Here is a 20,849-nt window from a genome sequence, read left to right as displayed (position 1 = left end):
CTGATTATCAAGGGATTCTGAGGCCGTCCGTTGGGGGTGAAGCGCAGTTCGGGGTCGGTGGTGAGGTTTCCGCTAACGGTGAGGGTGGTTTCGCCTGCCATGGTGATCAGCTTCCTTTGGATAGGGTGGTGCTGCTTTTTATGGGTTAGTGCGTTTATCCAGCTCGATGACTTCATTGATCTTGTCTGGCTGCAGCAACGAGTTCCTGCCGATGCCGCCTTATCCGGTGGGCGCTCCTCTGTGGGGCGGCGCCGTGGGAACCGTCGTCGAGTCTGCATCCGGTGTGCCAGTTGGGACAGCCGTACAGCATATGAGCGGTTGGCGCGAGGAAAGCGTGGGAGACGCGTCCCTTTTCCGGCCTGTTCCGACGGGAGTTTTTCCCGGCATCGAATACGTCCTGAACCAGGGTGTCACCGCGTATCACGTGGTGGCGGATGTGGCAGCGGTTCAGGAGGGGGACGTGGCGTTTGTGAGCGGCGCCGCCGGAGGGGTTGGTTCGCTGGCCGGGCAAATCGCCAAGGCCCTCGGAGCGAAGACGGTCATCGGCAGCGCGGGCAGCATTGAGAAGGCCGGGTATCTGGTGGAGGAACTCGGCTTCGACGCCGCCATCAACTACGGGGACGGGCGGATCGCATGACGGCAATCGTCAAGCAACTGTCCATCCGCCGTTCTCCACGTTGCATACTCCGGAGCAGGTGGCCGCTTGGGAAACCCGCTACGGCCGGTGGCTCGCTGACGGACAGCTGGTTTTCCCGGGCCGTAGGATTCAGTCGCCGTAGGATTCAACCATGAGTTTGTATCAACCACCGCTGCTGCACCCGGTACATCGGATCGGGGCACGCACCCTGGATTTCCGCCGCCAGGTGGCCTTGATGGCCATCATCAACCGCACTCCGGATTCCTTTTACGACGGCGGCCGAACGTTTGCACTGGACGCTGCGGTAGGAGCGGCGCTGCAGGCAGTGCGCGACGGCGCCGACTGGGTGGACATTGGCGGCGTACCGTTTGCGCCGGGTCCTGCCCTGGATGCCGCAGAGGAGGCCGCCCGGGTGGTTCCGGTCATCAGGGCCGTCCGGGAAAGCAGTGACGTAATTATTTCCGCGGACACGTTCCTGCCCGCAGTGGCAGAAGCGGCCATTGAGGCAGGAGCCACCGTCATCAACGACACCACCGGCCTGGCCAACCCGGACCTGGCCCGGGTGGCGGCGGCTGCAGGGGTGCATCTGGTGATCACCCACAGCCTCGCGGCGCCCCGCACCGCTTATCCGCGTCCGCAGTATGCAGACGTAGTCGCCGAGGTAGCGGAGTTCCTGCGCCGGCGCAGCGGGTATGCGCAGGAACTGGGAGTCCCTCCGGAAAGCATCATCATTGATCCCGGCCACGACCTGAATAAGAACACCCTCCATTCCCTTGAGCTCACCCGCCGGCTCGCCGAGGTGGCAGAACTGGGATATCCGGTGCTTGCAGCGGTTTCCAATAAGGACTTTGTGGGGGAGTCCCTGGACGCAGCAAAGGCGGACCGCACGGAAGGGTCCCTCGCGGCGGGAGTCGCCAGCATCCTGAACGGCGCGCGAATTCTGCGGATGCACAATGTCACCGCCGCAGCTTCCGCCATTCGGATGACCGAAGCCATCCTCGGATGGCGGGAGCCCGCCTATCTTCGCCACAACATGGGCGACTTCAACGAACCGGCCGCGCTCGCATGACCACAGCCATCACTGCCGCGGGCTCCGCGGCTGAGCTCAGTGACGACGAACTCATGGCAGCTTACGCCTGGGATGTTCCTCCGACACGGCCCGGGCGCCCGCATATCCGGTTCAATTTCGTAGCCTCAGCCGACGGCGCCGCGGCAATCGACGGCCGCTCCGGCGCCCTCGGTGACGGCGCAGACCACCGGGTGTTTGAACTGCTCCGGCAGACCGCCGACGTCATCCTGGTGGGCGCGGGGACGGTGCGCGCCGAGGGTTACGCCGGGGAACTCCTGGGTGCGGAGAGCCAGGCCTGGCGTGAGTCACGGGGGATGCCTGCCCATCCGGGGCTGGCTATTGTTTCGGGAACCCTGGACCTGGACCCGGATGCCCCGCTGTTTGAACAGGCTCCGGTCCGGCCCCTGATCCTGACGGCAGCGGCCGCACCCGCGGACCGCAGGGCAGCGCTGGAACGGGTTGCCGACGTCGTTCCGGCGGGGGAGCGGACGGTGGAACCGAAGCAGGCGGCAGCCGTGCTCGCGCAGCACGGCTTCCACCGGGTGCTCTGCGAGGGCGGCCCCCGGCTCTTCGGATCATTCCAAACCGATGGGCTGGTGGACGATCTGTGCCTGACCGTCAGTCCGTTGATGGCGGCGGGCAGCGCGCTCCGCATTACGTCCGGGGCGCCCGAGGCAGTGCCCCCGCGCCGTCTGGAGCTGGCGCACGTCCTCCGCGGTGGCGACACGCTGCTTCTGCGCTACCGCAGCGCCGATGCGGCGGCAAAGTCGAACCGGGCGCCTAAGCCGAGTGAAGGCGAGAGACTTAGCTGGCAGCACACTTAGAAGTCTCTCGCCATCGACTAGCCTTTGACTGAACCCGAGGCCAGACCGGAAACGTAGTAGCGCTGGAGCGTCACATACAAAATGATGCAGGGAATCATGGCAATCACGGCACCGGCCGCCAGCAGTCCGAAGTTCACCTGTCCGTAGGTTCCCTGCTGCAGGTTCACCAGGCTGACCGGGAGCGTATACAGGTCCTCGTCCGTAAGAAATGTGAGCGCACCGAGGAACTCGGTCCAGGAAGCCAGGAAAGCATACAGAGCTGCTGTGGCTGCTCCGGGAATGATCAGCGGGCGTACTACAGAGACCAGGATACGCAGGGTGCCCGCCCCATCCACGTGGCCGGAGTCCTCGAGTTCCGCCGGAACAGCTTCAAAGGAATTCCGCATCACGAAGACACCGAACGGCAGGCTAACGGTGGTGTAGAAGAGGACCAGTCCCAAGAGTGAATCGGTGAGGCCCATGGTGTTGAGCTGCAGGTACAGCGGCGTCAGGATGGCTTGGAAGGGCACCATCATGGTCAGGACGATGACTGCGAAAAGCACTGACGCCCCCCGGAACCGGAACTTTGCGAACCCGTAGCCGGCGAATACCGCCAGGACTGCGGTGAGAACCGCCGTCGACAGGGAGACGATAAGGCTGTTGATGATGGACCGGCCCAACTGCGGCTGGTTCGCCAGTGCCCGGAAGTTCTCCAGCGTCAGGTCGAAGAACGTTCCTGAATCAGGGGCGCTGACCACCACGGCGTTCGGCTGCAGGGAGCGGATCAGGGCAAAGACCAGCGGCACGGCGAAAACCAGAAACGCCCCGGCTCCGCCCACCACATAGCCGATGCGTTTGGTCCTGCTGTCGCGGTTTTCCGACGATTTTCTGGACGGTCGCCGGGATCGCGGCGCCGGAGCTTTCCGTTGGTGCTGCTGCCGGGGCGCGGTGTCTTGGATCGTTGTCATGGGATCTCACGGTTTCTCTCGAAGGAGCGCAAACTGGACGGCCGTCACCAGGCCGGTTATGGCAACAAGAATGAGTGACATGGCCGTGGCGGCGCCCAGTTGAAGGTCCACGAATGCCCGGCGGTATACGGACATGACCACGGTTGTTGTTTCGGACCCCGGCCCGCCCCGGGTCAGGATGTAGAACTGTGTGAAGGCGAGAAAGGAACCGATGATGGAGATGATGACCGTCAGGGCAATGGTCCGGCGCATCATGGGCATAGTGATTCGGCGTTCGGCCTGCCACCAGGAGGCCCCGTCTAATTCAGCCGATTCGTAAACTTCCCGCGGTATCCCTTGCATGCCGGACATGAGCAGCACCATGGTCAGCCCGGAAACACTCCAGATCACCAGCACGATGATCAGCCCGGTTGCCAGCGGTCCGTCTACCAACCATGCAGTGGTTCCGTCAGTGATGCCCAGGAAGCGCAGCACCGCGTTGACCGCGCCGCTGTTGGGCTGGGCTTCGAGAAGCATCAGGAAGCTGACGGTCGTCAGGCCCACCACGTAGGGAAGGAAAAAGACGGTCCGCAGCAGCGTGGCGCCGCGCCGCCGCGCCCGGACCAGTACGGCCAGGGCGTAACCCACTACCAGGATCGGCAGGGTCACAATCGCGGTGTAGACGAGCGTATAAAGGATGGCCCGCCAGAACACGGGATCGCTGAACGCCAGCCGGAAGTTCTCCAGCCCGACGAATTTGACGGGACCGATCAGCGGGAAGTTCGTAAAGGAGATACCCACCGCGGCGACAAGCGGAACAAAGACGAAGACGACGACGAACATCACCGCCGGTGCCACCAGGAGGAGGCCGACCCGTGCGGGGTGTGTCAGTGACCCTGCCCGCTTCCGCCGCTGGACGGGTGGCGCAGGATCGGCAGTTCGTGGGGGATAGGTGGTGGTCATGCGTCCCCCTGCTGCAGGATCTGGTCATAATGCTTTTGGGCAACTGCCATGGCTTCTTCCGTCTGTCCGTCGAACACGGCGCGCCGGAACATTTCCAGCCATGGGCCGTCACTTTGGTTGTAGATGCGGTTATAAGAGAGCGTCAGTGGAGCGTAGCCCGCGTCCAGCTGCTCCAGCGGTCCGGTGGCCAGCGGATATGCGGCGCGGAAAGCGTCGTCCACAACATCGGCCCGGATGGGAGTAAATCCGCCCGCCGGGAGTGTCGCCTGCTGCGGAACATCCAGACAGAAACGGACAAATTCCCAAGCCGCCGACGGATTGCGTGAGCCATTGGGAATGCAGAGGTTGTCGCCGCCGTCGAAGAAGGCCCTCCCGCCCTCCGGCCCGGCCATGACGCGCACCTCCACCCGCTTCAGGAATTCCGGGTCCTTTCCCAGCACCACCGTTCCGTAGGCGCTGGGGATCATTCCGACCTTGCCGGCCAGGAAGTCCGTGCCCCAGCGTGACGCGTCGTCGGAGAAACTGGCCGGTGGCACCAGCTGTTCGTTCCACATGGTGCGCAGCAGCTCCAGCGTGGACCGGACGGCCCCGTTGCCCTCCACGTTGCCGCGCTGGCCTCCAATGTCTTCAGCGATCAGATCCGTCTGAGCCGCCCAGATGTGCGGCTGCACCACGAACCCTAGCGCTCCCGCGGAGTTCCCCGGATACGTCCAACCGTACGTGTCCGGCGCCAGTGCGGTAATGGCTCGGGCCGCCTCCAGATAACCCTCGAAACTGGAAGTGGTTTCGTCCAGATCCATTCCCGCGCGGTCAAAGAGTTCACTGTTGCACCACAGCACCGAGTTATCCGCCAGAAACGGTGCACCGTAGTACTTTCCGTCCCGGGCTGCGAGTGCCAGGTGGCCGGGACTCAGCCGCTCCTTGTCAGGGATTGCGTCGATGAGCGGTGTGAGGTCCGTAAACGCGTCCCGGTAGATGAATAGAGCCGAGTTGATGTCATCGATGTCCACCAGGTCCGGTACCCGGCCGCCGCGGATGGCGGTGGCCAGCTTGGTCACATACTGGCCGCCCAGCACCGGGGTGAGTTCCACCCTGATGCGATCCTGGGCGGCGTGGAAGGCTTCGACCATGGTTTTGATTCCGGTTTGTGTCTCGGAGCGGCACCAGACGGAGAGGGTGCCTTCAGCTCCTTCTCCAAAGCCCGCGGCTGATGTGGCCGCTGGTTCAAGCCTTCCTGCACAGCCGCTCAGCATGGCGGCCAGGGATCCGCTTCCAGCTAGGGCCAGAAGGTGTCGTCGTGAAAGCGCCATTGCTTTTCCCCTTCGGCTGGTTAAAGGACCGGTGTCCAAACGCGCATCGGCTGCGGTCCGCGGTTAGCCCACGCATAGTACGGAATGGCAGTGAGCTGGAGATTTCCGCTGACCAGCGGCTGCGGTCCGCCCAAAGGTACATAGGGTGAGCGCGCCTCCGCCGGTGGGGTGCCCGCCGCGCCGCGGGCGGACAGGACCGTAATGCCGCCCAGCAGATCAGGGTGGTGCTGTGCCGTGATCGGTGCCTCCGGTGACAGAAACAGGAAATCGACGGGCGCCGTCTGGTCTTCCTGCTCCAGCGCGTAGACCAGGGGTCCGTATTCGATTGCCGCGCAGCCGCGGACGGCATCGATACGCGGGTCTGCAGCGGTCAGCCGCGGTTCCAGCGGCAGCTGCAGTAGCACTTCGTCGCCGCTGTGCCAGGTCCGCTCCACGCGGGCATACGTCCCCGGGTCAACGGCACGGCCCTCAAGCGTTGCGCCCCGTGCCCACGACGGCACGCGGAATTCGATGGCCGTGGCAGTGGCCGGGGCAGATTCCACCCGTATCCGTATGTCCCCGTCCCATGGATAGCCGGTTTCCACCGTCAGGTTGAGGCCGGCTGCCTGGATGGCGGAGGGAGCGTACTGGTGGATCTGTACGGTGGGGATCTCCGGTTCCCCGGCGGCGACAGTTGCCATGTAGGCGTCAAGGCTGGAGAGGGTGCGCATGATGTTGGGTGGACAGCAGGCGCAGTCAAACCAGCCGCGGCGTCCGTGGGCGGGGCTGCGGTTCTCCTCCGGTGAGGCGTCCCCGCGCAGCTGCAGCGGATTGACGTAAAAGTACTCGGTGCCGCTCAGAGATATCCCGGCAAGGAATCCGTTCAGGAGCATCCGTTCAATCTGGTCGGCGTACCCGGGGGCGCCGGTGGCCAGCAGCAGGCGCCACGCCAGCTGCACCCCACCGATCGCGGCACAGGTTTCCGCGTAACCGCGGTCCGTGGGAAGTTCATATGGGTCCCCGAAGGATTCTCCTTCCCAACGGGACCCGAGTCCGCCGGTGATGTACTGCTTGGACCGTTCCATGGACGCGTACTGGATTTCCAGCGCCTGCAGCAGGTCCTGGTCGCCGGTTTCCATGGCCACGTCCGCGGCACCGGCGGCCAGATAGACGGCACGGACGGCGTGGCCTTCCACAGTGTCGGCATCCCGCACCGGGACCCGATCGGAGAAATATGTGGGCTCCTTGCCGTACGAGGCCATCAACCCGTGCCCGCGCGCATCCACGAAGTACTTGGCCAGCGTGAGGTATTCCGGGGTTCCGGTTTCCCGGTACAACTCCACCAACGCCGTTTCGATGACGGGGTGCCCGTCGACATCGTGCCGTTTGTCCGGGCCGAACGTGTCCACCAAGTGGTCGGCCGCCCTGACCGCCACGTCCAGCAGTTCGCGCGAGCCCGTGGCCCGGACCTGGGCGACGCCGGCCTGGATCAGGTGGCCCATGCAGTAATGCTCATGGCTCCAGGGCAGCTCCCGATAGCGTTCTCCCTCGCGTATCTGCACCACGGAATCGATATAGCCGTCCGGCGCCTGTGCCCGGGCGACGGTTCGGGCGAGTTCGAGCTGGTCGTGAAGGAGGTCTTCATCGCCGGACCTTGCGTATTCCCAGGCTGCGGCCTCCAGCCATTTGTAGACGTCCGAGTCGGCAAATACCGGCCCAACAGCTTCGCCCTTTGCTGTTCCGGCGGCAATTTCCAGGTTTCTGATATTGCCTGCCGAGTGCAGGCGCGCCAGGCCCTCGGGTATGGCGGCGCCTCGGTTCGCTTCGGCCCGCTGGTGCCACAGCCCGCCGGTGATGCGTACTTCGCCGATGGCCAGGGGACGCAGTGAGACTGCAGCGGAATCGGTGGGGGCTGCGGGACCGTTGGCAGATTCTGAGGTGGTGCTGACCGTCATTTTTCTCTCCATTGAGATGGCAGGAATGTTTCGTTTAGGAACACAGTTTGGGAAAATCAGGAACACGTTGTCCGAAAGACTAGGGGCCATCACGGAGGCCGTCAATCCTTTTAGAAAAAGCCGATTACCATGAGTGCTGGAGCATCCTCGAACAGCACTTACTGCCGTCTCAGGAAAATAGTTCCGGAAGAAGAAGGAGCCTGCATGACAGGAACCAAGCCAGCCCGCATTGTCGATGTTGCCGCCTTGGCCGGGGTCACGCCCAGCACCGTCTCCAAGGCGTTGAACAACACCGGATCCCTTAAGGAGAGCACCCGTATGCGGGTGCGCCAGGCAGCCGAGGAGCTTGGCTTCATACCGGACCTGGGCGCACGGGGCCTTTCGGCCGGTCGAAGCTACACTGTGGGGTTGCTCAGCACCGACGACGCCGGGCGCTTTTCGCTGCCCGTGGTCCTCGGCGCTGAAAATGCGCTCATTGACGGCCAGATTTCCGTGCTGCTTGCCACCTCCCGGCATGACCCGGCACGCGAGCAGCACCACATCCGCACCCTGATAGCGCGCAGGGTGGACGGGATCATCGTTGCTGGGCGGACCACCGATCCCCGTACTCCGATCAAGGCGCCGGTTCCCATTGTTTATGCGTTCGCCCCGTCCAGCGACCCAACGGATGCATCCGTGGTTCCGGATGACGGAGCCGGCGTGGCGGAGCTGGTGAGCCACCTCCACCTGCTCGGAAAAAGGCGGGTCGCGCACGTCGCTGGGCCGGGGGACCGGCACATCAGCCAGGTCCGCAGTGAAGCCCTTCTCCGCGCCTTGAACACCATGGGCATGGAACTCGTAGGGCCGCCGCACTTTGGTGAGTGGAGCGAGCGGTGGGGGCGGCGGGGCGTTGACCTGGTTTTGGGAGCTGACAGCTCGCCGCAGGGTCTTCCGGTGGACGCCATTGTCTTCGGATCGGACCAGCTGGCGCGGGGCGGCTGTGACCGGCTGCGGGAGAGGGGCATTTCCGTGCCGGAGGACATTGCGGTGACCGGTTACGACGATTGGCAGGTGATGTCTCTGGCCAGCCGTCCGCCGCTGACCACTGTGGACATGCAGCTTGAACGCCTTGGCCGGCGTGCAGCGGAACTGCTGCTGGGCGCCATCGCCGGCAACCCAGCCAGTGGAACCGAACTGGTGGTACCCCGTTTAATGCCCCGGGCGTCAACGCTGGGCAACGACTAGGCACCATGCCCGAAAGTCCGTTCCCCGGCATCTGCTTGTTCCTTGACTGTGTCGCTGGACAGCCGTCCACGGGTCGATTCAAGGCACCCCCGAAGTTTCTATCAACTACCTATGTCCATTAGTCCACTAATGGACTAGCGTCAGGGCCATGTTCACAGGTGAGGGGCCGATCTTCCAGCAGCTCGCTGCCCGGGTTGCTGACGACATCGTGGCCGGAACCTATCCGGAGGAGACCGCGGTGCCCTCGGCCACCGACTTCGCCCTGTTCCACCAAATGAATCCCGCCACCGCCAGCAAGGGCGTGAACATGCTCGTGGACCTGGGCGTGCTCTACAAGAAGCGTGGCATCGGAATGTTTGTTGCAACCGGAGCACGCAAAATCCTCCTTACCCAGCGGCGCGAGGAGTTCCGCAAACAATTTCTGCAGCCGCTTCTTCAAGAAGCCGCGGTTCTGGATATCACACCCGCCGAACTGCATTCGATGATCGACCAGGAACAGGATCCCGTATGACTAACGCAATCGATATCCGCTCCGTGAGCCGCATATTCGGGCGCTCCACGGCGCTGGAGGACGTCACCCTCAGCGTGCCTGAGGGTGCAATCTGCGGGCTCCTTGGCAGGAACGGTGCCGGCAAAACCACCATCATGTCACTCCTCGCGGGCCAGGACCGGCCCAGCTCGGGCACGGTGGCGGTGTTCGGGGAAAATCCCTTTGAAAATGAAGCGGTCCTGTCCCGGGTCAGCTTCATCCGTGACAACCAGCGGTATCCCGACGGTTATCTGCTGCGCCATGTCCTGCGAATCGCCCCCGAATTTGCGCCGGATTGGAACGCGGACGTTGCTGCCGAACTGGTGGAGGGATTCCGTATTCCCGACAAAACCCCGATCAAGAAATTCTCCCGGGGGCAGCTGTCCTCCGTCGCCATCGTTCTGGCCCTGGCCTCCCGCGCGCCCCTCACCCTGCTTGATGAGCCGTACCTCGGTCTTGACGTCACGGCGAGGGCGCTGTTTCACAACATACTTCTCCGCGATTACACGGAACATCCCCGCACCGTGATCCTCTCCACCCACCTCATCGAGGAATCCGAAGCCCTCTTTGACCGTGTGGTGATTGTTGACCGCGGCCGGATATGCGTCGACTGCGGCAGCGAAGAAACACCCGGTCTTGCCCTCACCGTCAGCGGGTCGACGGAGGCGGTCGGGCGGCTTTCAGCTGGCAGAACTGTTCTTCTGTCCCACACGGTCGGCAACCTGAAATCAGCCACTGTCAGCGGAACGGCCGACGAAGATTTCCATGCTCAGGCACGCACGCTCGGAGCCACAACGTCACCGGCGACCCTTCAGGAACTCGTTGCAGGGTTCGGGGCGGGCGCACCGGAACCGGTTCGGATTCAGAAAGGGGCCCGCGCATGAGCGCCGTCGTCTCAACCGTCAAATTCCACCTCAACCGGAGGACGGAAACCTTCGTCGTGCCACTTGCCATCGCAGCCGCGGTCGCCGTTATCTCGGTTCTCATCGCACTGATCTTCTGGCGCTCCGGCAGCCAGCCGGGCACACAGGCGTGGATCCAGGGATCTCAAAGCAACCCGGGAATCGTGTACGCCCTGGTGGGGTTCTTCGGCTATCTCGGTGTCGCGAGCGTCGCAACAACCTTCCCGTTCGCCTTGGCTCTCGGCGCAACCCGGCGGGCTTTCGTGGCCGGCACCTTCATCTGGAACGCAGTCACCGCCGCCTATGTCGCCCTGATTCTGGCAGCACTGAATGCCGTCGAAATCGCCACGGATCACTGGTTCGCCGGCTTCTACATCTTCGACATCCATGTCCTCGGAGGCGGTGACCCACTGCGCCTGCTGCCCATCGTCTTCCTTGGAGTGCTGGCGACCCTGACGATCGGGGGAGTCTTTGCCGCGGCTTGGGTGCGCTTCGGTGCACGTGGCCCCCAACTGCTTGCGGCCGTCGTGGTCCTCGCCCTGCTGGTGGCGGCCATCATTCTCGTACCCCAGGCGGCAGCAATTGCCGCCGCCTTCCACCTCTGGTGGCTCATGGTCGCAGCCATTGGCGCGGTTGTGCTTTCGGCCGCCGGAACGTGGCTGCTGTTGCGGCCCGCCGCCGTCCGGTGACAGCCGCCCGGGCAGCTTCTCGCGACTGCGCAGCGGGGAATCCGCGTTGTGCAGCGAACCGGAGAATGAGCGCGGGCTCCCACATTTAGTGACAGGCCGGATCAAAACAACCGTAGGGCGCGTTTCGCTGTGACGTTGCGGTGACCTTGTCCCGTCAGGATTTCCGGCACGAACCCCGGTGCTAGCGTGACTCCACGGCTGGCCTCCGCCACCCGGAAAACCAGCACAAAGGAGTGCACCGTGAGACCACCAACCACTCGGTCCGGTTTAGTTATGGCCGGCCTTTTAGCTGCCGCTCTGAGTTTTCCAGCCACCGGTGCGGCAATGACAGCTCAAACCGATCCGGACACCACTCCCGGCGATGAAGCCAGCTCCAGCACCGTGGAGCCTGAAGGCACCTCCGGCGGCTCGCATTCCTCACCGCGGTGGATCGGCAGCTGGGCCGCTGCCATGACGCCGGCCGGCGCCGAGGACACTATTTCCGGAGCAGGGTTCACCGACACCACCCTCCGGCAAACCGCCCATTTGTCCGTCGGCGGAGACCGCTTCCGCATCCGCATCAGCAACGATTTTGGAACCACCGCGCTGGTGGTCGGGGCGGCCACGGCATATCCCGGCTCCGCCGCTGCGGATCCGGATCCGGGCCAGCTGCGCCAGGTGACGTTCGACGGCGCCGCATCAGTGACCATTCCCGCGGGCGCCGAGTGGGTCTCCGATCCGGTGCAGCTGCCGGTTAACAGCGATTCCGACCTGACGGTCAGCATGTATCTGCCCGGTCCAACGGGACCGGCCTCCGTCCACAGCCTGGGAATGGCGACGTCGTACCGCGCAGCAGGGGACGCCACCGCCAGCCCGTCGGCGTCCTATGAAAAGCTGGACACCTCACGGTACTTTCTGGAAGGGGTGGATACGACGTCGAATGCACTTGGCTCCGTGGTCTTCTTTGGTGACTCCATCACTGACGGATATGCCTCGACCGTCGATGCCAATCTCCGGTACCCGGACCAGGTTGCGGACCGGTTGCTCCGTCGGCCCGAGGGCAGGCAGTGCGGCGTCATCAATTCCGGAATCAGCGGTAACCGTGTGTTGGAGGATGCCGGTACAGCCGGGGTCTCCGCACTGTCACGTTTCGAGGACGATGTTATCGACCAGACCGGTGTGCGCAGCGTGGTCCTCCTCGAGGGGATCAACGACATCGGCCAATCGGCGGGAGCCCTGGATTCTGCATCACTGATCGCCGTTTACAGGCAGTTCATCGAACGGGCCCATGACCACGGCATCAGGGTGGTCGGTGCCACCCTCACTCCCTACCGCGGTGCCGGGTATTACAGCGACGCGGGTGAGCAGGACCGCCGGGCGGTGAACTCCTGGATCCGCACATCGGGAGAATTCGATGCCGTCATCGACTTTGACGCTGCGGTCCGCGACCCCCGCGACCGCAGCCGCCTCCGCCCCCAGTTCGATCCGGGTGACCACCTGCACCCCAACGACGCAGGCTACGCGGCCATGGCGTCAGCGGTTCGCATCCAGGACATTTGCCGCCGCTAGCGAAGCCGGCTTCGGTAGCAGGTTCAACGTGGGGCTGCCTGAAAGGGCGGCCCCACTGTCGTTGAACTGCCGCAGTGCCTGGATGTTAGGCCGCGGTGTCCTTTATGACGGTGTAGGACGCAACCGCGTTGGGAGCCTGCATCCCCGGGGCCTGGTCATCGGAGTGCGAGGCCTTGAAGGAATCCGATTTCAGCCACGCGAAGAAATCCTCCTTGGAATCAAACTCCATAGTGGACAGATAGGTGTTGCTCTTTCCTTCGGGGCGCATCAGCGTGCTCCGGCTCAGCCCAGGCACCCCTTCGAGGTTGGCCATGCTGTCGACAAAGGCTTTTTCGAAGGCCTCGGCGGTCTCGGGGCCGACTTCCAGAGTGTTGACCACTACGTACATTTGTGTCCCTCCAGCTGTTTCAGGACAGACCGTTCTGTCCGACGAACAACATCATACCGACACAGTGTCAGGAAGTGTGGTCATTCGGGACATGTACCCGCTTGAGAAGATTGCGGACCCGCACCGAGCCGTTGAATCCGGCGGTGGCTGGGGCAAACAGGTCATCTGCATCGGAGCGTGACCGCCTCCCCGACAGCGCGGGCGCGGTTCGGCTTCGCGGCGGGGATGTCAGCAAGCCTGATCTACTCGTCGTATCACCGGATAAGGTGCAGGGCCAGGGTTCCAACGGGTCGTGAGTCAGCCCTCCAGATCGTAGACCATGTCGGGATCGCGTTCGAGGATCCGGTCGCGCATTTCGCGCTTGAGGACCTCCAGATGGGCCAGCTCCGCGGCGGTCTTGTCCGGCTTCGCGGTCAGCTCGATGAACTCGTCCGCAACGATTCCCTCGTCCCGGAGCACGCAGGTGACAGTCGCGTCTCCGGTGCTGATCTCGAATACGTAGCGGGCCAGGGTGTTGCCGCGCTCGGGCCGGGCGAGTTCCGGCAGCACGGTGAAGCGGTCCCCGGTGACCGCGCGGGTCACCAATTCGAAGGCGTCGCGGCCGCCGGGGCCGCCGAAGGGGGTGCGGATCCGGATACTGCGGCGCTCCACGCGTCCGCCCGGGGCGCGCGCCGCCAATTCCGGCAGCGCCCGGCCGAGTGCGGCGAAGGCATGCGCGACGCCGCCGGGGAAGCCCGGGCCGTGGTACCTCATGCAGTCGGCAAAGGTGAAATCCAGCTGCTCGCCGTCCTCCCATACGGTGACGGTGCGTTCGGGCGCTGCGTGGCTATCCATGGTGGGTTTTACTCTCGGTGCGGGGCGTGACTGGGTACGAAAAATTCTACCCACCTGCGGTTTCAGGCACATATCCGGGGCTGTGGCGGCGACGAGCATTCAAGCGTGCAGCCTGAAGCGTGAGGTGCTCGCGCTCCGCCAGGTTCGGCACCAGCGCGGCCGCCTTTGCAGAGAATCTCACCGACCAAGCCGGTAACGGGGATTCGATGGGGACGCAGTGGTCAGGCCTGGATGTCTCCATTTGGTCACGCTCGATGGGTAGGCAGATCGGGGCAAGGTCACACCGCGACCCCGATTCCATCACCTGCCGCGCCAACGCGTACCCTTGACCATGTGAAAACCTTTGAAGACCTCTTTGCCGAGCTGAGCCAGAAAGTTCAGGACCGCCCCGCCGGGTCACGCACCGTGGCCGAATTCGAGTCGGGCGTGCATGGCATCGGTAAGAAGGTTGTTGAGGAGGCCGCCGAAGTATGGATGGCCGCCGAATACGAATCCGATGCCGAATGCGCCGAAGAAATCTCCCAGCTGCTCTACCACCTCCAGGTCCTGATGCTCGCCAAAGGCCTGACCCTGCAGGACGTCTACAAGCATCTCTAGCCGCGCGCTGACTTTTCAGCGTGTGGCCCGCCGGTCGAATTACTCCCTAAAGCAGTGACAAACTTCCAGCGAAAGATGCAACCCATGCTCCGTGTAGCCGTACCCAACAAGGGTGCCCTGTCCGAATCCGCCTCCGCCATGCTCAACGAGGCGGGCTACCGCCAGCGCCGCGACAGCCGCGAACTGGTCATGGTGGACCCGGACAACGACGTTGAATTCTTCTTCCTCCGCCCCCGCGACATCGCCGTGTACGTCGGTGCCGGCACGCTCGACGTCGGCATCACCGGCCGCGACCTCTTCCTGGACGCCCAGGTGGACGCCGAAGAGCTGATGAGCTTGGGCTTCGGCGCCTCCACCTTCCGTTTCGCCGGTCCGGTGGGCGACTTCGATTCCATCGAGCAGCTCGAGGGCAAGCGCCTGGCCACCAGCTATGACGGCCTGCTGCGCGACTACCTCACCGAGCGCGGCATCAACGCCTCCGTGGTCCGGCTCGACGGCGCCGTGGAATCCTCGGTGCGCCTGGGCGTCGCAGATGCGATTGCCGACGTCGTCGAAACCGGCACAACCCTGCGCGCCGCCGGCATGGAGATCTTCGGCGACCCGATCCTGAAATCCGAGGCCGTGCTGATCGGCCGCAAGGGCGCCGAACACCCGGCCGGCCTGGACGTGCTGATCCGCCGCCTGCGCGGCGTGCTGGTCGCCCGGCAGTACGTGATGATGGATTACGACGTGCGCCGCGACCTGGTGGAGCGCGCCGCCGCCCTCACCCCGGGCCTGGAATCGCCCACCGTTTCCCCGCTGCGGGACACCGACTGGGTGGCCGTGCGCTCCATGATCAAGCGCACCGACACCAACCGGATCATGGACGAGCTGTACGAGATCGGCGCCCGTGCCATCCTGGTCAGCACCATCCACGCCTGCCGGATCTAGGGGAGAACACCATGAGTGTTGCCATCCGCGTCATCCCCTGCCTGGACGTTGACGCCGGCCGCGTGGTCAAGGGCATCAACTTTGAGGGCCTGCGCGACGCCGGGGATCCGGTGGAACTCGCGCACCGGTATGACAAGGCCGGCGCCGATGAACTGACCTTCCTGGACGTCACCGCGTCCTCGGGCAACCGGGACAACGTGTTCGACGTCGTCTCCCGGACCGCGGAGGAAGTGTTCATTCCGCTGACCGTGGGAGGCGGAGTGCGCGGCATTGCGGACGTGGACAAACTGCTGCGCTCCGGTGCGGACAAGGCCTCCATCAACTCCGCCGCCGTCGCCCGCCCCGACGTCATCGATGAAATCACCCGCCACTTCGGTTCGCAGGTTCTGGTGCTCTCCGTGGACGCACGGCGCACGCACGACGGCGCCACGCCGTCGGGCTTTGAAATCACCACCCACGGCGGGCGCCGGGGGACCGGGATCGACGCCGTCGCCTGGGCCAAGGAAGCGGCAGACCGCGGCGTGGGGGAGATCCTGCTGAACTCCATCGACGCCGACGGCACCCGCGAGGGCTTCGACATTGAGATGATCCGTGCCGTGCGCGCCGCGGTGAAGGTTCCCCTGATCGCCTCCGGGGGAGCCGGCAAGCCCGAGCACTTCCCGGCAGCCGTGATCGCCGGGGCTGACGCCGTGCTGGCCGCATCGGTGTTCCACTTCGGCCCCGACGACGCCATCCACCAGGTCAAGCAGGCCATCCGTGAGGCCGGGTTCCCGGTCCGCTAGCTGACCCGGCCGATACGGAAGGAGCCCCGCCAGGGGCTCCTTCCGCGGTCAGGGAAATAAATTGCGCCCGTGCCGACTTGTGCACTAAGTGCCCTCCGGCACTGTTTTCCCCCACAGCATGGAGAAATATGTCTACCGCACGCGCTTATGCCGCCACCTCGCCCACCGATGACCTGGTTCCCACCACCATCGAACGGCGCGACGTCGGCGCCCATGACGTCCTGATCGACATCGCCTACGCAGGCGTCTGCCACTCTGACATCCACACCGTCCGCGGCGAATGGGGCCAGATCAAGTACCCGCAGGTGGTGGGCCACGAAATCGTGGGCACCGTGGCCGAGGTTGGCGCCGAGGTAACCCGCCACAAGGTTGGCGACCGAGTAGGCGTTGGCTGCATGGTCAACTCCTGCCGCGAGTGCGAGAACTGCAAGGCCGGCATGGAGAACTACTGCCTCAAGGGCAACACCGGAACCTACACCAGCGTGGACCGCGACGGCAGCATCACCCAGGGCGGGTACTCCACGTCCATCGTGGTGGTTGAGGACTTCGTTCTCAGCGTTCCCGAGAGCATCCCGTACGAGGCAGCTGCTCCGCTGCTGTGCGCCGGCATCACCACCTACTCGCCCCTGGCCCACTGGAACGCGGGCCCGGGCAAGAAGGTCGCCGTCGTCGGCATGGGCGGACTCGGCCACATGGCCGTCAAGATTGCCGCCGCCATGGGCGCCGAAGTGACCGTGCTGTCACAGTCGCTGAACAAGCAGGAAGACGGTCTGCGTTTCGGTGCCGAGCACTACTACGCGACGAGTGACGCCGGCACCTTCGAGAAGCTGGCCAACACTTTTGACCTGATCATCAACACGGTCAGCGCTCCGGTGGACATGCAGCAGTACCTCTCGCTGCTGCGCCTGGACGGCACCATCGTTAACGTTGGCGCCCCGCCCGAGCCCCTGCCGATCTCCGTGTTCAGCCTCATGGGCAACCGCCGTTCGTTCGCCTCCTCGGGCATCGGCAGCATCGGCGAAACCCAGGAAATGCTGGACTTCTGCGCCGAGCACAACATCGCGCCGGAGATTGAACTGATCGACGCCGCCGAAATCAACACCGCCTACACGCGCGTGCTGAAGTCCGATGTGCGCTACCGCTTCGTCATCGACGCGTCGACCATCTAACCCAATAGTCGGCGATAATCGGCCGGCAGAATAAAGGCACCCCGCCGTTTGGCGGGGTGCCTTTTGCGTTTCACTCACTTCGGCGGCACGACGACGGCGGTTCGTCCGCCGTCGTCGTGCCGCCGGCAGAAGCGTGTTCAGGCTGCCGGTTGGCGGTTCACCAGCAGCGCAACCAGTTCGTCCAGGGTGCCCTCGCCCATGAAACCGTCGCGGGCACCGCGGGTAATGTCCAGGTGGTAACTCAGCCCGTCACCGGCCAGCAGCGCCAGCTTGGCCAGTGCCGGATCTCCCAGTGCTTCCACCAGCAGGGCATACCAGCGGTCGCGGCCGGAGCGCAGGACCTGGGCAGCTTCTTCATTCCCGCTCTGAGCCAAACGCGTTGCAGCCACAACCATGCGTTCCAACGGGGACGCTTCGTCCAGCGACGATGCCAGGTAGTAGTGCACTGCGCGTTCGGGCGCCTGGGCCATGGCTGCGACGTCGTCATCAATCAGAGTGCGCAGCCGGCTGACGAGCCCGGCGTCCAGGGCCTGCCGTGAGGGAAAGTGATGTAGCAGCCCGGCCTTGGACAGCCCGCAGTGGCGGGCGGTTGCCTCGATGGTCGCGTCATGGAGTCCCTGTTCGGAAAGCAACGCGACGTAGGAATCGATGATGTTGTCCTGCTTGCTGCCTGTGGTCATTTACAGTGGTTCTCCGGAAATAAAAGCGGCGGCGCACCCCTCGGGTTGCGGAGGGAATGCGCCGCCGACGCTCAGGTTCTGCTGGTCTGGTCTACTTCTCGACGATACCCCACGGCGAACCGTAGCCGGCGGGCTCCTCGGCAGCCAGAAGCTCAAGGAAAGGCTTCGCGTCGAAGGCCTCGGGGCCCAAAACGCCGGCGCCCTTCCAGACGCCGTTGGCCAGCAGTTCCAGGGCGATCACCGGGTTGATGGCTGTCTGCCAGACCACTGCCTGCGAATCGTCGCGTTTCATGGTCTCTTCATTGTCGGCCACGTGGTAGAGGTAGCGTGCGCCCTTCGAGCCGTCCTTCAGGACACCGCTCACCAGGACACCGGCGCAGGTCTTGCCCTTCATCAGCGGTCCCAGGGAAGCGGGATCCGGAAGGCAGGCGGCGACGACGTCGCGCGGGGACACCTGCTGGCCGCGCACGGTCACCGGTTCGGTGGAGTCCAGGCCCAGCTTGTGCAGGGTCCGCAGCACCTCGATGAATTCGTTTCCCAGTCCGTACTTGAAGTCCACCCGCTTGGCGTCGATCCAGCGCGGCATCAGGGACACTTCTTCGTGTTCCACGTTCACGCATTCAACTTCGCCGATTCCCTCGGGGAATTCGAAGGTAATGGGATCCGAGAACGGCTCCGCGGCAAACCAGCCGCCCTTGTCCTTGTCAAAGAGCACCGGGGGATTGAGGCATTCCTCAATGGTGGTCCAAATGGAGAAGGAGGGGGCGAAGTCGTAGCCCTCGACGGTGAGGTTGGCCCCGTCCCGCACACTGATTTCCTCGATTTCGTCGAACAGTTCGTCCGCGGCATAGCGCGCCAACACGTCGGAGAGCCCCGGCTCCACGCCAATGCCCACCAGCGCCAGCTGCTCGTCCTGCGTCCACTGGTCGGCGACGGCGAACTGGTCGTCACCCAGCATGACGTGGGTCTTGGTGAACGGCTCTTCTGCGTGTCGGATCGACAGGCTCATGGCCATGTCCAGATAGGTTACCCCGGCGGTTTTGCAGGCGTTGAAGATCGGCATGACAAAGCGGGGATCGACGGCGTTGAGCACGTGCGTAGCCTTGCTGGAAGAAATCAGTTCCACCAGGCTGCCCTCGCTGGAGGCATCCACCTGGGCGGCACTGTACCGGGGATCTCCGATGGTCTGGACGAGTGCTTCCGGGCGGGACGCGTCGTAGTCCGCGATGGTCATCCGGTCGAAGAACGGACGGCGGGAGGCGATGCGGGCTGCAGCGGATCCAACGCCGCCGGCACCGATGATGAGAATATGCATGATTCTTTACTTTCCTTAGGTGAATGGGGATATGGAGTTGGGGATTGGAAGTTGGAAGGTGCCTAGTGTTCGGGGACCAGAACGGGGGTGTCTGCGTTGAGCGACCGGCCCTCAAAGTAGTCCCGTGCCGCTGGCCTGCGTGACCAGACGGCCATCACGGCAAGGCCTGCAGCGAGAGAGCCGATGCCCATGACAAATGTGCCGCTCACGCCCAGGACGGTGGTGGTCCCGTATTCCGGATCCAGCATGCTGACTGCGGAGAAGAGGAAGACGGTGGTCATCATCAGTCCGCCAATGAGCGGCATGGCGAAGCGCAGGGTGAAGTTCCGTGCGGAAGAGAACAGGCTGGAGCGGAAGTACCAGATGCAGGCGAATGAGGTGATGGCGTAATACATGGCCACCGCCAACGAGGTGCTTTCAATGGTGTCGGCCAGAATGTCGCCGGAGACGATCGTCATTCCCACATAAAAGACCAGGGAGGCCGCCCCGGTGAACACCGTGGAATAACTGGGGGTTTTGTACAGGCTGCTAATGGCGGCAAAGCTCTTGGGCAGCGCTCCGTACACGCCCATGGCCAGGGTGCCGCGGGCGGTGGGCAGGATTGTCGTCTGGCAGGTGGCCAGTGCTGAAACCGCGACGGCGAAGACCAGCAGCCAGCCCCAGGACCCCAGGGCGTCGGTGCGCAGTGCAAAGAAGACGTCCTCGGCGCCGTCGGGATTCGACAATCCCTTGCCTTCGGTTCCCACCCCGGCAAACAGCATGGCCAGGACGGTGATCCCGATATAAGTGACCAGCAGCATGACGGTGGAAAGCAGTGCCGCGAAACCCGGCGTGGTGCGGGGGTTTTTTGTCTCTTCAGCGAGTGCCAGGCAGGTGTCCCAGCCCCAGTAAATAAAAATGGCAATCAGCACGCCCTGAATGAATCCCGCAGGATTGTCGGTCGCGAAGGGATTGAACCAGTCCCAGGAGAATTCCAGCCCCAGTGTTGGCGCAGCAGCAATGGCGAAGTAAAGACCAATGCAAAAGGCGATGATTGCCGCATATTGGAGGGCCATCAGCAGGTACTGCGTCCAGGCGCCCGTCTCAACATCGCGGTAGGAAATCCAGGTCATCACCACGATGATGACCGCACCGAAAGATGTGACCAGAACCTTGTTCTGAGCGATCGAGCCGTCACCTATCAGGAGCAGTAGGTACTTGGACGCAACCTCTGTCTGGCTGGCCATCACGATGACACCCGCCACCATGACGCCCCATCCGGCCATCCAGCCCGTCCGGGGGCCAAAGGCCTTGGCTCCCCAGGTGAACGCCGTGCCGCTGTCCGGAATTGCAGTGTTCAGCTCGCGGTAGGCGAATGCAGTCAGGCACATCGGGATGAAGGCTGCGATCAGTGCTGCGGGTGCCTGGGCGCCGGCAGCCACCACAATGAAACCCAGAGTGGCGGCAAGGGAATAGAGCGGTGCGGTGGATGCCAGCCCAATCACCGTCGAGGGCAGCAGCCCCAGCTTCCCGGAGGCCAATCCTTTGCCGCCGTGATCCAGCACAGTGGTCGGTCGGCTTTGCATGGAACTAGCCATCAATCCCCCCAATTTTCTGTCT

21 protein-coding genes and 1 pseudogene are annotated in these 20,849 nt (G+C 64.0%); 13 read left to right on the top strand and 9 right to left on the bottom strand.

Going from position 1 to position 20,849, the window contains the following annotated elements; genetic code table 11:
- Positions 1–166: 166 nt before the first annotated feature.
- The 4 genes and pseudogenes from AC4D2Q_RS14350 to AC4D2Q_RS14335 all read left to right on the top strand — a co-directional run.
- Positions 167–295: pseudogene (locus tag AC4D2Q_RS14350) on the top strand (hypothetical protein); the annotation flags it as partial.
- Between the two features lie 15 nt (positions 296–310).
- The gene (locus AC4D2Q_RS14345; RefSeq protein WP_490947373.1) at positions 311–637 is read left to right on the top strand and encodes a zinc-binding dehydrogenase; all 327 of its coding nucleotides are present in this window, start codon (positions 311–313) and stop codon (positions 635–637) included.
- A 151-nt stretch (positions 638–788) separates the two neighbouring features.
- Positions 789–1,706: a dihydropteroate synthase gene (gene folP, locus AC4D2Q_RS14340; protein ID WP_490947201.1), complete on the top strand. Its 918-nt coding sequence runs from the start codon at positions 789–791 to the stop codon at positions 1,704–1,706.
- Positions 1,703–2,530: a pyrimidine reductase family protein gene (locus tag AC4D2Q_RS14335; protein ID WP_490947200.1), complete on the top strand. Its 828-nt coding sequence runs from the start codon at positions 1,703–1,705 to the stop codon at positions 2,528–2,530. Before folP ends, AC4D2Q_RS14335 begins: the two co-directional genes overlap by 4 nt.
- Positions 2,531–2,547: 17 nt before the next feature.
- Here AC4D2Q_RS14335 and AC4D2Q_RS14330 read toward each other — a convergent pair whose 3' ends face one another.
- Genes AC4D2Q_RS14330 through AC4D2Q_RS14315 form a run of 4 tightly spaced genes read right to left on the bottom strand, consistent with a single transcriptional unit; the run spans position 2,548 to position 7,663 of the window.
- Complete coding sequence (locus tag AC4D2Q_RS14330; RefSeq protein ID WP_490947199.1) at positions 2,548–3,477, bottom strand: carbohydrate ABC transporter permease; 930 nt, start codon at positions 3,475–3,477, stop codon at positions 2,548–2,550.
- A gap of 6 nt (positions 3,478–3,483) precedes the next feature.
- Positions 3,484–4,419, bottom strand: coding sequence for a carbohydrate ABC transporter permease (locus tag AC4D2Q_RS14325; protein WP_490947198.1), 936 nt, complete (start codon positions 4,417–4,419; stop codon positions 3,484–3,486).
- Entirely contained in the window at positions 4,416–5,729 is a 1,314-nt protein-coding gene (locus AC4D2Q_RS14320; RefSeq protein ID WP_490947197.1) for an ABC transporter substrate-binding protein, read from the bottom strand. The genes AC4D2Q_RS14325 and AC4D2Q_RS14320 overlap by 4 nt, the downstream gene beginning before the upstream one ends.
- 20 nt (positions 5,730–5,749) lie before the next feature.
- Positions 5,750–7,663 carry a glycoside hydrolase family 127 protein gene (locus AC4D2Q_RS14315; protein WP_490947196.1) on the bottom strand — a complete coding sequence of 638 codons (1,914 nt, stop codon included), beginning with the start codon at positions 7,661–7,663 and terminating at the stop codon, positions 5,750–5,752.
- Between the two features lie 204 nt (positions 7,664–7,867).
- On the opposite strand from AC4D2Q_RS14315, the gene AC4D2Q_RS14310 reads away from it, so the two are divergent.
- The 5 genes from AC4D2Q_RS14310 (at position 7,868) to AC4D2Q_RS14290 (ending at position 12,555) form a co-directional block, all read left to right on the top strand.
- On the top strand, positions 7,868–8,887 hold the full coding sequence (locus tag AC4D2Q_RS14310) for a LacI family DNA-binding transcriptional regulator (protein WP_490947195.1): 1,020 nt from the start codon (positions 7,868–7,870) through the stop codon (positions 8,885–8,887).
- 148 nt (positions 8,888–9,035) lie between these two features.
- Complete coding sequence (locus AC4D2Q_RS14305; protein WP_490947194.1) at positions 9,036–9,398, top strand: GntR family transcriptional regulator; 363 nt, start codon at positions 9,036–9,038, stop codon at positions 9,396–9,398.
- The gene (locus tag AC4D2Q_RS14300) at positions 9,395–10,300 is read left to right on the top strand and encodes an ABC transporter ATP-binding protein (RefSeq protein ID WP_490947193.1); all 906 of its coding nucleotides are present in this window, start codon (positions 9,395–9,397) and stop codon (positions 10,298–10,300) included. Before AC4D2Q_RS14305 ends, AC4D2Q_RS14300 begins: the two co-directional genes overlap by 4 nt.
- Positions 10,297–11,007, top strand: a complete 711-nt coding sequence (locus AC4D2Q_RS14295; RefSeq protein ID WP_490947192.1) for a hypothetical protein — start codon at positions 10,297–10,299, stop codon at positions 11,005–11,007. Before AC4D2Q_RS14300 ends, AC4D2Q_RS14295 begins: the two co-directional genes overlap by 4 nt.
- Before the next feature lie 324 nt (positions 11,008–11,331).
- Entirely contained in the window at positions 11,332–12,555 is a 1,224-nt protein-coding gene (locus tag AC4D2Q_RS14290; protein ID WP_490947191.1) for an SGNH/GDSL hydrolase family protein, read from the top strand.
- An 85-nt stretch (positions 12,556–12,640) separates the two neighbouring features.
- Here the strand turns inward: AC4D2Q_RS14290 and AC4D2Q_RS14285 are convergent, their stop codons facing one another.
- Both AC4D2Q_RS14285 and AC4D2Q_RS14280 read right to left on the bottom strand, forming a co-directional pair.
- Complete coding sequence (locus AC4D2Q_RS14285) at positions 12,641–12,943, bottom strand: antibiotic biosynthesis monooxygenase family protein (RefSeq protein WP_400931970.1); 303 nt, start codon at positions 12,941–12,943, stop codon at positions 12,641–12,643.
- Positions 12,944–13,240: 297 nt separating this feature from the next.
- Positions 13,241–13,777 (bottom strand): hypothetical protein, encoded by a 537-nt coding sequence (locus AC4D2Q_RS14280; protein ID WP_490947190.1) that lies wholly within the window; start codon positions 13,775–13,777, stop codon positions 13,241–13,243.
- A gap of 333 nt (positions 13,778–14,110) precedes the next feature.
- Here AC4D2Q_RS14280 and AC4D2Q_RS14275 point away from each other — a divergent pair, with 333 nt between their 5' ends.
- From AC4D2Q_RS14275 to AC4D2Q_RS14260, 4 genes are all read left to right on the top strand, one after another.
- The gene (locus tag AC4D2Q_RS14275) at positions 14,111–14,374 is read left to right on the top strand and encodes a phosphoribosyl-ATP diphosphatase (RefSeq protein ID WP_152218540.1); all 264 of its coding nucleotides are present in this window, start codon (positions 14,111–14,113) and stop codon (positions 14,372–14,374) included.
- 84 nt (positions 14,375–14,458) lie between these two features.
- Complete coding sequence (hisG, locus tag AC4D2Q_RS14270; RefSeq protein WP_490947189.1) at positions 14,459–15,304, top strand: ATP phosphoribosyltransferase; 846 nt, start codon at positions 14,459–14,461, stop codon at positions 15,302–15,304.
- An 11-nt stretch (positions 15,305–15,315) separates the two neighbouring features.
- Positions 15,316–16,086, top strand: a complete 771-nt coding sequence (gene hisF / locus AC4D2Q_RS14265) for an imidazole glycerol phosphate synthase subunit HisF (RefSeq protein ID WP_490947188.1) — start codon at positions 15,316–15,318, stop codon at positions 16,084–16,086.
- Positions 16,087–16,214: 128 nt separating this feature from the next.
- Positions 16,215–17,255, top strand: coding sequence for an NAD(P)-dependent alcohol dehydrogenase (locus AC4D2Q_RS14260; protein ID WP_490947187.1), 1,041 nt, complete (start codon positions 16,215–16,217; stop codon positions 17,253–17,255).
- Between the two features lie 137 nt (positions 17,256–17,392).
- Here AC4D2Q_RS14260 and AC4D2Q_RS14255 read toward each other — a convergent pair whose 3' ends face one another.
- From AC4D2Q_RS14255 to AC4D2Q_RS14245, 3 genes are all read right to left on the bottom strand, one after another.
- Positions 17,393–17,935, bottom strand: coding sequence for a TetR/AcrR family transcriptional regulator (locus AC4D2Q_RS14255; RefSeq protein WP_400931981.1), 543 nt, complete (start codon positions 17,933–17,935; stop codon positions 17,393–17,395).
- A gap of 91 nt (positions 17,936–18,026) precedes the next feature.
- Positions 18,027–19,250 carry a saccharopine dehydrogenase family protein gene (locus AC4D2Q_RS14250; RefSeq protein ID WP_490947186.1) on the bottom strand — a complete coding sequence of 408 codons (1,224 nt, stop codon included), beginning with the start codon at positions 19,248–19,250 and terminating at the stop codon, positions 18,027–18,029.
- Between the two features lie 62 nt (positions 19,251–19,312).
- Positions 19,313–20,815, bottom strand: coding sequence for an APC family permease (locus AC4D2Q_RS14245; RefSeq protein WP_490947185.1), 1,503 nt, complete (start codon positions 20,813–20,815; stop codon positions 19,313–19,315).
- Positions 20,816–20,849 lie beyond the last annotated feature (34 nt).

The sequence above is a fragment of the Arthrobacter sp. TJ-178 genome (genome assembly GCF_058269275.1).
Note: the sequence above shows the minus strand (reverse complement) of the source record. Positions and strands in the feature narration are given on the sequence as shown.